The organism is Streptomyces mesophilus, assembly GCF_040300965.1.
Taxonomy (GTDB): domain Bacteria; phylum Actinomycetota; class Actinomycetes; order Streptomycetales; family Streptomycetaceae; genus Streptomyces; species Streptomyces mesophilus_A.
The window spans coordinates 1-12,960 of record NZ_JBEPEW010000193.1 but is presented as its reverse complement, the minus strand read 5'-3'; the positions used below and the strand labels follow the sequence as shown (position 1 = coordinate 12,960).

At 70.9% G+C, this 12,960-nt stretch carries 11 protein-coding genes; 8 read left to right on the top strand and 3 right to left on the bottom strand.

Going from position 1 to position 12,960, the window contains the following annotated elements; translation table 11 throughout:
• From ABT367_RS37470 to ABT367_RS37445, 6 genes are all read left to right on the top strand, one after another.
• Nucleotides 1-315 (top strand): nitroreductase family protein (locus ABT367_RS37470; protein WP_434975627.1); only part of this gene is annotated, 315 nt, incomplete at its 5' end.
• Complete coding sequence (locus ABT367_RS37465; RefSeq protein WP_352257940.1) at nt 316-2,055, top strand: ABC transporter ATP-binding protein/permease; 1,740 nt, start codon at nt 316-318, stop codon at nt 2,053-2,055.
• A gap of 72 nt (nt 2,056-2,127) precedes the next feature.
• Nucleotides 2,128-3,870 (top strand): ABC transporter ATP-binding protein, encoded by a 1,743-nt coding sequence (locus ABT367_RS37460; RefSeq protein WP_352257938.1) that lies wholly within the window; start codon nt 2,128-2,130, stop codon nt 3,868-3,870.
• A 109-nt stretch (nt 3,871-3,979) separates the two neighbouring features.
• Nucleotides 3,980-4,150: a 50S ribosomal protein L32 gene (gene rpmF / locus ABT367_RS37455; protein ID WP_352257936.1), complete on the top strand. Its 171-nt coding sequence runs from the start codon at nt 3,980-3,982 to the stop codon at nt 4,148-4,150.
• A 5-nt stretch (nt 4,151-4,155) separates the two neighbouring features.
• Nucleotides 4,156-5,433: a GTP-binding protein gene (locus ABT367_RS37450; protein WP_352257934.1), complete on the top strand. Its 1,278-nt coding sequence runs from the start codon at nt 4,156-4,158 to the stop codon at nt 5,431-5,433.
• A gap of 89 nt (nt 5,434-5,522) precedes the next feature.
• On the top strand, nt 5,523-6,350 hold the full coding sequence (locus ABT367_RS37445) for a class I SAM-dependent methyltransferase (RefSeq protein ID WP_352257932.1): 828 nt from the start codon (nt 5,523-5,525) through the stop codon (nt 6,348-6,350).
• Here ABT367_RS37445 and ABT367_RS37440 read toward each other — a convergent pair.
• Both ABT367_RS37440 and ABT367_RS37435 read right to left on the bottom strand, forming a co-directional pair.
• Nucleotides 6,328-7,209 carry a bile acid:sodium symporter family protein gene (locus tag ABT367_RS37440; protein ID WP_352257930.1) on the bottom strand — a complete coding sequence of 294 codons (882 nt, stop codon included), beginning with the start codon at nt 7,207-7,209 and terminating at the stop codon, nt 6,328-6,330. The genes ABT367_RS37445 and ABT367_RS37440 overlap by 23 nt on opposite strands.
• A gap of 142 nt (nt 7,210-7,351) precedes the next feature.
• A complete protein-coding gene (locus ABT367_RS37435; RefSeq protein ID WP_352257928.1) occupies nt 7,352-8,227 on the bottom strand; it encodes an SGNH/GDSL hydrolase family protein in 876 nt (291 codons plus the stop codon).
• Between the two features lie 178 nt (nt 8,228-8,405).
• Between ABT367_RS37435 and ABT367_RS37430 the strand changes: the two genes are divergently transcribed.
• Entirely contained in the window at nt 8,406-9,653 is a 1,248-nt protein-coding gene (locus ABT367_RS37430) for a PucR family transcriptional regulator (RefSeq protein WP_352257926.1), read from the top strand.
• A 67-nt stretch (nt 9,654-9,720) separates the two neighbouring features.
• Here ABT367_RS37430 and ABT367_RS37425 read toward each other — a convergent pair whose 3' ends face one another.
• Nucleotides 9,721-10,563, bottom strand: coding sequence for a hypothetical protein (locus ABT367_RS37425; protein WP_352257924.1), 843 nt, complete (start codon nt 10,561-10,563; stop codon nt 9,721-9,723).
• A 402-nt stretch (nt 10,564-10,965) separates the two neighbouring features.
• Between ABT367_RS37425 and ABT367_RS37420 the strand changes: the two genes are divergently transcribed.
• Nucleotides 10,966-12,807, top strand: coding sequence for a family 20 glycosylhydrolase (locus ABT367_RS37420; RefSeq protein WP_434975628.1), 1,842 nt, complete (start codon nt 10,966-10,968; stop codon nt 12,805-12,807).
• Nucleotides 12,808-12,960 lie beyond the last annotated feature (153 nt).

The following is a 12,960-nucleotide window of genomic DNA, read 5'->3' as shown; positions in this document are numbered from 1 at the left end:
CGGCTGGCCGCGGGGGAGGCCCGCCCCACCCTCGCCGCCTGGGCCGCGGGCCAGCGGTGGATCGCGGACGCGGGTGCGGTGCTCATCGCCTACGGCTGCCCGTCCGGCGCGGATGCCGAGCGGATCCGGCGTACCCACCTGCGCGCCGGGTTCGCCGTCGGCCGCGCACAAATCGCGGCCCTGCAAAGGGGGTTGGCGGCCCGCCCCATCGGCTCCTGGCAACAGGCCGACCTGGGCGCGGCGCTCGGCCACAAGCCGGAACAAGACTGGATCGTCCACGGCCTGGCTCTGGGCCGACCCGAGGAGGGGACCTGAGTGATCGTCCACCCGGAGCTGCGCCGCGCCGCACGCCTCGCACGCCGTGAGCTGCTCGCGGCCACCGTCCTGCAAGGGGCAGTCGCCCTCAGCTGGCTCGCCCAGGCCGTTCTGCTCGCCTTCGCTCTCGCCGCCATCGCCCGCGGGGAAACCGGTGAACTGCCGCTTCTTCTCACGGTGGTTGCGGCCATCGTGACCGTCCGCGCGGCACTCGGTCTGTGGCAGCGGCGCATCGCGACCCGGGCCGGAGCGCGCGTCCGGGTCCGGCTGCGCGACGAGCTCTTCGCCCACCTCGGCCGCCTCGGCCCCGCCCACCTGACCACGGCCCGCACGGGAGCCGTCCGCACCACCCTGGTCGACGGAGTCGAAGGCGTCGACGCCTACGTCTCCCGCTACCTCCCCCAGCTCATCGTCACGCTCACCGCACCTCCGCTGCTGCTCATCGCCGTCGCCGTCATCGAACCGCGCGCCCTGTTCGGCCTCGTACCGGCGCTGGTGCTCGCCCTCGCCGGACCGCGCGCCTGGGACCGGCTCCTCGCCCGGCGCGGCAAGGAGCACTGGGACACGTACGAACAACTCGGCGCCGACTATCTCGAGGCCCTGCAGGGCATGCCCGCGCTGCGTGCAGCGGGTGCCGTCGGCCGCGCACGCGGGCGCCTCGAGGAACGGTCGGGCGCACTGCACCGCGCCACCGTGGCCAAGCTCCGTGTCTCGCTCGTCGACACCGGTATCACCGACCTGGCCATCCAGGGCGGCACCGCGGCCGCCGCCCTGCTCGCGTGCTGGTCGACGGCGTCCGGATCGACCACGGCCACCGGCACCTATCTGGTGCTGCTGCTGGCCGGGGAGTGCTTCCGTCCCGTACGCGACCTGTCCAGGGAGTGGCACGCAGGCTATCTGGGCGTCTCGGCCGCGGACGGACTCGCGGCCCTGCGGACCGCCGAACCCGCCGTCTCCGATACGGGAACAGTTCGGGCCGACTGGCACACTCCGCCCGAACTGCGTTTCGAGAACGTCCAGTTCACCTATCGTGGCGGTGAAGCATCCGCGCTCACCGGTGTCTCCTTCACCGCCGAAGCCGGCCGCACCACCGCGATCGTGGGCCCCTCGGGCGCCGGCAAGTCCACCCTGATCGCCCTGCTCCTGCGCCACCACGACCCGCAGCACGGCCGGATCACCGTCGACGGCCGTGACACCACCTCGTACGCCCTCGACGCCCTGCGCGGCGGCATCGCCGTGGTCTCCCAGGAGACCCACCTCTTCCACGCCAGCATCGCCGACAACCTGCGCCTGGCCCGGGCCGACGCCACCGACGAGGAGCTGCGCCGCGCTGCCCGCGCCGCCGGTGTCCACGACGAGATAGCCGGGCTCACCGACGGCTACGACACCGTCCTCGGCGAGCGCGGTGCCACCCTCTCCGGGGGGCAACGCCAGCGCCTCGCCCTGGCCCGTGCCCTGCTCGCCGACGCGTCCGTCCTCGTGCTCGACGAGGCCACCAGCTCCGTCGACGAGCGCCGCGAGGCGGACATCGTCCGTGAACTCCTGGACGCCGCGGGGGAGCGGACCGTACTTGTCGTCGCCCACCGGCTCGCCGCCGTACGGCACGCCGACAGCATCGTGGTCCTCGACGGCGGCCGCGTGGACGCCGAAGGCGACCATGCCGCGCTCGTCGCGGCCGGGGGCGTCTACGCGGAGCTCGTCGAGGCGGGCCGTATGCCTGAAGGAGGGCTCGCTGCATGAGCACCGTCGATCGGCACCGAAGCGGGCCCGCCGTATGAGCATCGTCCACTTGCACCGAGGAGACCCCGCCGCATGAGCACCGTCGACACCGCTGTTCCCGCGCGTGGTTCGCTGCGTGCCCTGCTGCCCGCCCTTGCCGGACACCGCGCCATGATGGCCCGCACCTGTGTGGCCGCCCTGCTCGAACAGGGCTCACTGGTCACGCTGGTCACCCTGTCCGCACACACGGTCGGTGCCGCAGTCATCACAGGCGCCGCGCCTTCGGGCGCGACCGTGGCGGCGCTCGGCGCCCTCGTACTGCTGCGCGCCCTGATGACCTGGCGCGAGATGGACCTCTCGCACGACCTGGCGTACCGGGTCCTTGCCGAACTGCGCGTACGGCTCTTCGACGGGCTCGCCCGCAGCGCCCCGGCACGGGTCGCCGGCAAGCGCAGCGGCGACCTGGCCGCCACGGCCATGGCCGACGTGGAGGCGCTGGAGTTCTTCTACGCGCACACGACCGCCCAACTCCTGGCCTCCGGCATGGTGTTCACCGGCGGCGCGGGAGTGCTCGCCGCTGTGGAGCCCTGGCTCCTGCTCGCCGTCGTGCCGGTCACGGTCCTCCTGACCGCCGCACCCTTCGCCGACGCACGCGGACGTACCGCCCGAGGCGCTCGTACCCGCCAGGCCGCCGCCGCACTGTCCGCCGACACCGTGGAGACCGTCGACGGGCTGCGCGACCTTCTCGCCTTCGGCGCACTCGGGGAGCGCCGTGCCAAGCTCGCCGCACGCGGACGCAAGCTGGGGGACGCCCAACGGGCGGAAGCCACCTGGGAGGCGATGGCCGCCGCCGCACGGGACCTGCTGATCGTGCTCGCGGTGCTGGGCGTGGTGGCCGCCGCCGCGGGAGCCGTCTCCGCCGGGAGGTTGCACGGCGCGTGGGCCCCGGCCGCGATGGCACTCGCGCTGTCCATGCTCGGCCCGGTCGCCGAATCCGCCCGGGCACTCAGCCAGGCGATGGGGCTGCGGATCGCGGCAGCGAGGATCGAGTCCGGCATCAAGGCCCCCACACTCGCACCGCCACCCGCCTCTCCCCGCCCTCTGCCCGCAGGTCCGCTCGGCGTCCGCCTGCACGGCGTGAGCTTCGCCTACGGCGACCAACCCGTACTTCAGGAAACCGAGTTGACGGTCCCCGCCGGGCAGACCCTCGCTCTCGTCGGCACTTCGGGCGCCGGCAAGTCAACCTGCGCCCACCTCATCGCCCGCTTCTGGGACCCCTCGGCCGGAGCCGTCCAACTCACCTCGGAGAGCGGCGAATCCGTCGACCTGCGCGACCTCGCCGACGCGGAGCTCCGTACCGCCGTCGCCGTGGTGGGCCAGGACACTCCGCTGTTCCACGGCACCCTCGCCGAGAATCTGCGCCTGTCCGCACCCGACGCGGACGACCGGACGCTCGCCGAAACGGCCGCGCTCTGCGGCATCGACCGCATCGCGCCCCTGGACGCCCACGTCGGCGAGCGCGGCGCCACCCTCTCCGGCGGCCAGCGCGCCCGTATCGCACTCGCCCGCGCCCTCCTGGCCCGGCCCCGCGTCCTCGTCCTCGACGAGACCACCGCCCACCTCGACAACGTCTCCGACGCCGAACTCGGCGCCGTACTCGCCGATGGACACCGCACCACGATCGTCATCGCGCACCGGCCCGCCACCATCCGCCGCGCCGACCGCATCGCCGTACTCGAAGGCGGCCGCATCGCGGAGGAAGGCACCTGGGAGGAGCTCACCGCACGGCCCGACGGGGCGCTCGCCCGCGTGCTGGCGCTCTCGCGGGAGCAGTGATGCCGATCGCGCGAGCCCGGTGATGTCCGGAACCTCCTCTCATTGTTAATGGGAACCATTTTCATGTAGCGTGAACGACGCACGCCCGACCGAGATCAGGAGCCACCCCATGGCCGTTCCCAAGCGGAAGATGTCCCGCAGCAACACCCGCCACCGCAGGGCCCAGTGGAAGGCGACGACGGCGCAGCTCGTGCCGGTCGCCGTGGACGGCACGACGCACCTCGTGCCGCAGCGCCTCGTCAAGGCGTACGAGCGCGGCCTGCTGCACCCCGAGGGCTGACCGGGATGACACACAAGGCGGACGCGGTCGACGGCCGGCTGCCCGTGACGGTGCTCTCCGGATTCCTGGGCGCGGGCAAGACCACCTTGCTCAACCACGTCCTCGGCAACCGCGAAGGCCTGCGCGTCGCGGTCATCGTCAACGACATGAGCGAGATCAACATCGACGCGGCGCTGGTGCGCGGCGGTGAGGCGGCCCTGTCGCGCACCGAGGAGCGCCTGGTCGAGATGACCAACGGCTGCATCTGCTGCACCCTGCGCGACGACCTCCTCGAGGAGATCGACCGCCTCGCCCGCGAGGGCCGCTTCGACCACCTGCTCATCGAGTCCAGCGGAATCTCCGAACCGATGCCGGTCGCGGCCACGTTCGCCTTCCCCCGCGATGACGGAGCCACCCTCGGCGACCTCGCGCGGCTCGACACGATGGTCACCGTCGTGGACGCCGTGAACTTCCTGCCGGAGCTGACGAGCGGGGACGAACTCGCCGAGCGAGGGCTCGCACCGTACGAGGAGGACGAGCGCACGGTGAGCGATCTCCTCGTGGACCAGGTCGAGTTCGCCGACGTCATCGTGCTCAACAAGCTCGACCTGGTGGGCCCCGAGGCCGCTGACGGTCTGCACGCCACGCTGGCCCGCCTCAACCCGGTCGCCCGCATCGTCCGGGCCGTCCGGGGCCGCGTCGATCTGAACCAGGTGCTCGGCACCGGACTCTTCGACCTGGAGCGCGCACAGCAGGCACCCGGCTGGGTCATGGAACTCAACGGCGACCACGTGCCGGAGACCGAGGAGTACGGCATCTCCAGCATGGTCTTCCGCTCCGAACTGCCCTTCCACCCGGAGCGGTTGTGGCAGCTGGTCACCGAGGGGCTGGACAGCGGGGCGTACGGCAGGGTCCTGCGTTCCAAGGGCTTCTTCCGGCTGGCGACCCGGCCTGGGGTGAACGGTCTGTGGTCCCAGGCCGGGTCCGTGGCCCGCTTCGAACCCTCCGGCGCCCGAGAGGCCGGGGCCGCCGAGGGGCAGGAGCTGGTGTTCATCGGTGTGGGGCTGCGCGCGGAGGCGCTCCGGGCGGCCCTCGAGAACTGCCTCATGGCCGAGGGGGAAGCCCGTCCCTCGGCCGACCCGTTCCCGGCCTGGGACGCCGCGGGCGCCGACGAGGCCTGCGCACACGAGCACGCGGACCAACCCCCGTACGCGGACCAACCCCCGTACGCGCACGAACCCTCGTACGCACGCGAACCCAGCGGCGACCACGAGCACTCGGCGCTCGCGGCGATGCGGGCCTGAACTCCGGGGCGGGCGACGGTCGCAGCCACGGCGCCGCCCGCCCCGGGCACGATCCGGGACCACCACGACCGACGACGACGGAGGCGACCATGACAGGTCACGGCGTACAACTCGGCACAGTCCAGGAAACCCTGCTCATCCCGCTGTACGGGCGCGCGGTGGAGAACCGCAAGCCGGAGCCGGCGCTGCGTGATCCGCGGGCCGAGGAGATCGCCGGCGCGATCGACTACGACTTCGCCCGCTTCGACGAACTGCCCAGCCTGATCGGCACGGTGCTGCGCACCTCGCTCTTCGACCACTGGGTACGGAACTTCCTGGAGGAGCACCCCGAGGGCACCGTCGTCGAGATCGGCACGGGCCTGAACACCCGGTACGAGCGCGTCGACAACGGCCGGGCCCGCTGGTTCGACCTCGACCTGCCCGACGTCATCGACCTGCGCCGGACGTTCTTCACCGACACCGAACGCAGGCGCATGATCGCGGGCTCGGTCACCGACGAGTCCTGGGCCGCGGCTGTGGCGAAGGGCGCCGACGGTCCGTACTTCTTCAGCGCGGAGGCCGTCCTGCCGTTCCTCGACGAGCCGGACGTCCGCGGCGTCGTGGACCTGATCGCCGCACGATTCCCCGGCTCACAGTTCGCCCTGGACACCGCGGGCCCCGGCATCATCACGACACAGGACCAGCACGACGCCCTGAGCAAGGTCGAAGCCCGGATGCGCTGGTCCTGCTCCGACCCCTCCGAACTCCAGGACTGGCGTCCCGGCACGCACCTGCTCACCTCGCACACCCTGACCACACTGCCGCAGCAGATGTACGAGGCGCTGCCCGCCGACTACCGCGAGATGCTCACCGGTCTGGGGGCCCAGCGTCTGCCCCAGGTCGAGGAGTACCGGCTCAACTTGCTCCGACTGGCGTGACCGGGGTCGGGTTCCCACGAGTGATTGCGTAGCCGAAAGCCGTCGCGAGGACGTACATCAGGACCGAGTAGACGGCGATGGGGATCGCGACCTCGGTGCTGTCAAGGACGCTGAGCGCGATGGTGAGAGCCACCGTCGTGTTGTGGATCCCGATCTCCATGGAGCTGGCTATCGCCTGGCGCTTGTCAAGGCGGAGCAGCCGGGTGACGCCGTAGCCGAGCGTCAGGCTCGCGAGGCAGAAGATGCCGGTCACCCATCCGACCTGCTGCAGGTAGTCGGACAGGTTCTCCCGCTCGCCCAGCAGGGCACCGACCGAGACGGTCACCAGTACGGCGATGGAGAAGAGGCGGACGGGGCGGTCGGCGCGTGCGGCGAACTCGGCGGAGCGCCGGCGGACCGCCATGCCGATGGCGACCGGGACGAGCACGATCGCGATCACCTGCACCACCTTGCCGAGCTGCAGCCCGAGGTCGCCCTGGGCATCGAAGTGGTCGATGGCGAGATTGGTGATGACCGGAATGGTGACGGCGGCGAGTACCGAGTTGATCGCGGTCAGGGTGATGTTGAGGGCCACGTCCCCGCGGAAGAGGTGACTGAACAAGTTGGCCGTGGTCCCGCCGGGGGACGCGGCGAGCAGCATCACACCGACGGCGAGCAAAGGGTCGAGGCCGAATAGCTTGACCAGCCCGAACGCGACGAGCGGGAGCACCAGTACCTGTAGCACCAGCGCGACGACCACCGCCTTCGGTGTGCGGCTGACCCTCCTGAAGTCCTCGGTGGTCAGGGACAGTCCGAGGCCGAACATGATGATGGCCAGGGCGATCGGCAGGCCGGTGGTGATGAGTACGGAGTCGTTCATCGGTGTCCCGTGGTCGAAGGGGGGCGGGCAGCGAGCGCGTTCTCGCGCCTGCGAGGGGTGCGGGCGGCCGGAGTGTGACCGCAGGGAGCATCGTGGAGTGCCGCCCCGCTCGCCGCCACCCTCCGGACGCGTGCAGGTCGGCTCAGCCGGTGCGTGTGGTGGACAGGATCGCGTCGGCCAGTGCGCTGCCGATGGCCTTGGAGCCGTTCGCGTTGGGATGCAGCGGGGTGGCGATGTGGGCGGGGACGAGGCCCTCGATGTACCGGTCGGCGGGTGCCGCGCACGAGTCGTGACCGATGCCGAGCAAGTAGGTGTCCACGAAGGTCGCGCCGCTCCGCTCGGCTGTCGTCTCGAGCACGGCGCTGAGGTGGTCGGTGGCCCCCTGGATGTAGGTGGCGTCGACGTCCCAGATGGGCTGGGTGGGGAAGCAGCCGCCGGCGCGGATGTAGTTGCCGTACCCGATGACGAACACCTCCGCGTGCGGGGCTCGCTGCCGGACCTGGTCCAGGGTGGTGGCGAACTTCGGTGCCCAGGCGTCGATGCCTGCCTTCACGGTGTCGACACCCCCCTTGGTGTTCCTCGCCGCGCAGCTGCTGCCGAAGGGCTTGGCCAGCAGGTTGACGCATCCCAGGGCGGCGGGGACGAGCCCGGCGTCGTTGCCGCCGATGGTGATGCTGACGACGTCCGTCTCCTCGGTGAGGGCATCCAGCTGAGGCTTGGTTCCCGGGTGCTGGGAGGCAGTGAAGTGCTCGGCGGTCGCGCCGGAACAGCTGACATCGGTGAGCTCGGCACCCAGCGCCTTGGCCGCGATGCGCGGGTAGCCCGCCAACGAGCGCAGGCACAGCAGGTTCGAGGGGTCGATCGGCGGTACGAGAGGGGCGGCGGCGAACGAGTCGCCCAGGGCCACGTACTCGAGCGGCTCCTCGGCCTCGGCGGCGACAGCCGGTGAGACCAGGGTCGTTGCCAGGGCGGTGGCGGCCACGGTCGAGGCCAGTACCGTGCGCAGGCTGACGTTCACGTGCGGCTCCTTCGGCTCACGGCGGCGCGCGCGGACGCGGCGCAATGCCAGGGATCGGGGGCGGGCCGGCAGGGGGACAGCACTGTTTACCGGCCGGTAGGTTTGTGGTGCGATACATCATCGCGGTCCACGCTCTGCGTGCTTCCGGTCCGGGAAACAGCATTACGAGGGGTGGTTTGTGTCCGCGTACAACGCCGAGACGACGGGCGGCACCGGCGAGAGCGAGAGCGTGCAGCAGTACCTGCGCAGATCCGTCCACCGGCTGGAGACGGCGATCCTGGAGCGGCTGACCACGGAACTCCCCGTCTACCGGAAGCTGCCCGCCGAACAGCTCTCCGGCGATGTGGCGCGCATGATCCGTCGGGGCCTGGACGACTTCGCGCGCGTACTGGAAAGCGGCTCCATGCCAGGTCCCGAGCAACTCGCCCTGCTGACCGGCTCGGCCACCCGCCGGGCGGAGGAAGGGCTGCCGGCCGAAGCCATCGTGTCCGCGTACTTCCTCGGGGCCCGCCTGTGCTCGGACGACTTCGCCGCGGTGGCCGGGCCCGAAGACCTGCCGGCCCTCAACGCCATGCACAGCCTGCTCCTCGAATACCTTCAGCACGTCACCACCGCCGTCACGGCCGGCTACGTGCAACAGATGCAGACCACCGTCGGCGAACGGCACAGTGCCCGCCAACTGCTGCTGACCGCCCTCCGCGAAGGCCGCGTCGACGAGGAGGCAGCCGAGGAAGCGGGACTCACGATCCCTGCCGGCTACTTCGTTCTCGCACTGGCGATAGGGCCGCACGCCGATGAACACGCAGCCGGCGTCGACACGCACGCCGCGGCCCAGCGTAAACTCAGGCGCCTGCACACGGAACTCGCCCTCCACACCCGCGGAACCGCCCTCACCTCACTCACCACCACGGGCGGCCTGGTGCTCCTGCCCGGCGAGAGCGACCCCGACGAACTCACACCGGCTCACTGGGACGGCACCGTACAACTCCTGACCCGCCTGCAGCGCGCCGCGGGCGCCACCGTCCTCGCCGCGGCAGTGCCGGCCCGGCCCTGCGACGTCGCCGCGATGTGGCCCGTCGCCACCGAACTGGCCCGTATCGCCACGGCATCGGCGCGCCCACCGGGCCTGTACCGGCTGGAAGACCTCGCCCTCGAGTACCAACTCTCACGGCCGGGCCCCGCCCACGCCCATGTCGCCAGTCTCCTCGACCCGCTGGACGCGCACGCCGACCTTCTGCTCACGCTGACGGCTTTCCTGTGCCACGACTTGGACCGTCGTACGACCGCCCAAGCCCTCAACGTCCACCCCAACACCGTTCTCTACCGGCTCCGCAAGATCACTGCCCTCACCGGACTCGACGCCACACGCCCCACCGACCTCCCCACCCTGTACGCCGCCCTCACGTGCCACACCCCCGGGAACTGACGCGGGGCATCACATTCGGGAACTGACGCGGGACGTCACCTTCGGGAACTGACGCAGGGCATCCCATTCAATCGCCGGGAAGGTCGAGATCCTTTCGAGCCTGCTCGAACTCGTCGGCCCAGATGAACAGGCGCTGTGACGGCGGTACTTCGTGGTAGCCGTGCAGCCCTACGACGCTCAGATCGCGCAGGTCGACGCAGACGCGTTGGTAGGCATCCTCGACTGCCGTCTTGGGGTCGCCCAACTGCGCGGCACCCAGCTTGATGCAGGCACGGAACTCGTACGCGAGGAGCAGGTCCTCGCCGAACTCGGCCCACGCACCCCGTCGTTCGGTCCACGCCCGCTCTGCCTCGGTGACGAGCCGGTTGAGATCGGCGTTGTGGGGGAGCGAAGGATGGACCAGGAACATGACACCCCAGCCGGAGGCGACCATGTCCAGGTTGAACGTACGGCGGTCCGGGTGGTCCCTGGGCGGCAGGGGATCCGAGGCGTCTCCGTCGAACCAAGGCGCCAGGTAGGCGAGGAGCCGGCCGTACCGGTCGAGGATCTCGCCGGTCGGGATGATCGCCGCCCTGCGCCGTGGGCCGGACGGGCGGGTGAGGCGCCGGTCAAGCAGTGCGTCGAACTCGGCACTGGCGCGATTGCCTGCGGCGATATGCCGTTCGGCGGCCGTCGGGGTGAGCCGGGCGACCAGGTACTCGCGCAGACTGCCGGGAAGGAAGGCGTCGAAGGTGCCGTCGCCCAGTCGGGACCGGCAACGGTCCAGCTTCACCTGGGCAGTGGCGGGCAGCCCGGCGTAGTGAGCCTTCTCGGGCGTGTCCACCGACACCATGCGCACGGGCTGATCGATGACGGGGGTGTCCCCGTCGGAGGTCCGCAGCAGCCGCCTGGGGGCGGGAGGCCGCGTCACTCGGGGAAAGTCGAACCTGAGCATGCTGTCCCTCCGGACGCCACGTACCACTGAGGTGTGCGTGAGCGGCAATCCCGGTGCCGGGCCCGGCGCGTGGCCGCCCGGACGCCCAGCTGCCATGGGCAGCGAACACCCGGACCGCCCCCAACGCAATGGCCCGGTAGGCCCGGTGGAGACGCCAGGCACGGTCATGGTCGACCGACCGCCGGCCCGAAAGTCCAAGCGGAATTGGATGTTCTGCGCTTCTTCCGCGCGCGATGTTGACCGACTCTTCGTCGCTGGCTTTGATCGGCGGGCAGAGATCCGATGATTCCGTCCCGGAACCCCGCTTCGACAGGAGTCGCAGTGCTACGCAGACGATCGATCCCCTGGTTGCTTGCCACGCTGGCGGGTGCCCTGCTGATGATCGCGGCGCCCATGCCCGGCGCCGCCTCGGCCGCCGCTGCCCCGGTCGCCGCGGCCGTGCCCCCCGTCACCGTCCCCGCTCTGGCGAACTGGACGTCTGAGGACGGGAGTTACTCCTTCGGGCGGCATACGCGCTTGGTGGTGGACGCCCACGACAAGAAGGCACGCAGCGTCGCCGTCACCCTCGCCGAGGACCTCCGCGAGGCCGGCCACGGCACCGTACCGGTCGCGGACAGCGCGCAGGGAGCGGTCCGCAGCGGGGATGTGGTCGTGACCGTCGATCCTGCCCGTGAGGGGGCTCTGGGCAAGGAGGGGTACGCACTCACGGCTGGACGCACGCTCGCCATCACCGGCGGCACCGAGGCCGGGGCCTTCTACGGCTCCCGCACCCTGCTCCAACTCCTCGCCGCGGACCACCGGATACCGGCCGGGCGGACCGTCGACGTCCCGCAGTACGCCGAGCGCGGCGTCGGGGTCTGCGCCTGCTACATCCACATCACCACGGACTGGCTGGAGAACCTCGTACGCGACATGGCGTACCACAAGCTCAACCAGCTGCTCCTCGAACTCAAGGTGAAGAGCGACGCCCATCCCGAGGCCAACAGCTGGGGCTACTACACCAAGGACGAGATCCGCCGGCTCGTCGCACTCGGCGAGAAGTACCACGTCACCATCATCCCGGAGATCAACTCCCCGGGTCATATGGACCCGTGGATCGAGAACCGGCCCGATCTCCAGCTCACCGACAGCGACGGCAAGCCGCAGCCGTCCCGGCTCGACGTCACCGCGCCCGAGGCGTTCGCGTACTACACGTCGCTGATCGACGAGTACGGCGAGGTGTTCACGGCCGATTCCTGGCACATGGGCGCCGACGAGTACATGCTCGGCTCGGACTTCGCCAAGTACCCGCACGTCCTGGAGTACGCGAGGAAGAAGTACGGGCCGGGCGCCACCCCGCAGGACGCGTTCATCGACTTCGTCAACCGGGTCCATGACTACGCCGCCGCCAAGGGCAAGCGGCTGCGGATCTGGAACGACGGGCTCACCGGCGACAACACCGTCCCCGTCAAGTCAGGAACGACCGTCGAGCACTGGCTGAACGTGCGGACCAAACCCAGCGAACTCCTCGCCAAGGGTTACCCGTTGCTCAACGCCTCCTACTCGCTCTACCTCGTACGCGGCGGCTTCCACATGAACACGAAGGCGCTGTACGAGCAGCGGTGGGACCCGCGCAGTTTCGAAGGCGAGAAGGTGACCGCCCGCGAGGGCATCACCGGCGCGAAGATCAGTCTCTGGCCGGACAACGGACGCGGCGAGACCGAGAATGAAGTCGCCGAGTCCATGGACCTGCCGCTGCGCTACATCGCCCAGACCACCTGGGGCGTGCCCCAACCCGACGCCACCTACGAGGCGTTCGCCGCCCGCGCCGAGACCGTGGGGCACGCTCCGGGCCACCGCGACCTGACCCGACTGCCCGTGCCCGAAGGCGTGTACACCCTGCGCGACACCCAGGGCAGGGCCGCCCCGGCCGACTGGCGGATCAGCCGCACCGCCGACGGCTACGCCACGCTCACCTCGGCGGCGACCGGACGGTGCGCCGAGACCCGCAGCGGCAAGCTGACCCTCAACACCCCGCTGCAGCCCGGCACTCCGGTCACCCAGGAGACCTGTTCGGCGTCGAACACACTGCAGCGCTGGCAGCTCACCAAGGTCCGCGGCGGCTACCGCCTCACCAATGCGATCACGCAGATGGCTCTCCACGTCACCGCGGACGGCCGGCTGCTCCAGTACCCGGCCGACCAGCAGCCGCCCGCCGTCTGGCACCTCGCCCCCCACTGACCGACCCGGAGGACCCGTATGGCCATCAGCAGACGCCTCTTCGTCGGCGCGGTCGCCGCGTCGAGCACCTCGTACGCGCTCTCCGCGGGCGCCGCGAGCGCGGCACCCGCCGCGTCCGCGAGCCCGTCGCCCACCGTGTCCGCGAGCCCGTCG

What these genes read in the sequence shown, in the direction of transcription:
- ABT367_RS37460 (WP_352257938.1), top strand. Translation starts at nt 2,128, where the DNA reads ATGAGCACCGTCGACACCGCTGTTCCCGCGCGTGGTTCGCTGCGTGCC.
- rpmF (WP_352257936.1), top strand. Translation starts at nt 3,980, where the DNA reads ATGGCCGTTCCCAAGCGGAAGATGTCCCGCAGCAACACCCGCCACCGC.
- ABT367_RS37450 (WP_352257934.1), top strand. Translation starts at nt 4,156, where the DNA reads ATGACACACAAGGCGGACGCGGTCGACGGCCGGCTGCCCGTGACGGTG.
- ABT367_RS37445 (WP_352257932.1), top strand. Translation starts at nt 5,523, where the DNA reads ATGACAGGTCACGGCGTACAACTCGGCACAGTCCAGGAAACCCTGCTC.
- ABT367_RS37440 (WP_352257930.1), bottom strand. Translation starts at nt 7,209, where the DNA reads ATGAACGACTCCGTACTCATCACCACCGGCCTGCCGATCGCCCTGGCC.
- ABT367_RS37420 (WP_434975628.1), top strand. Translation starts at nt 10,966, where the DNA reads ATGATCGCGGCGCCCATGCCCGGCGCCGCCTCGGCCGCCGCTGCCCCG.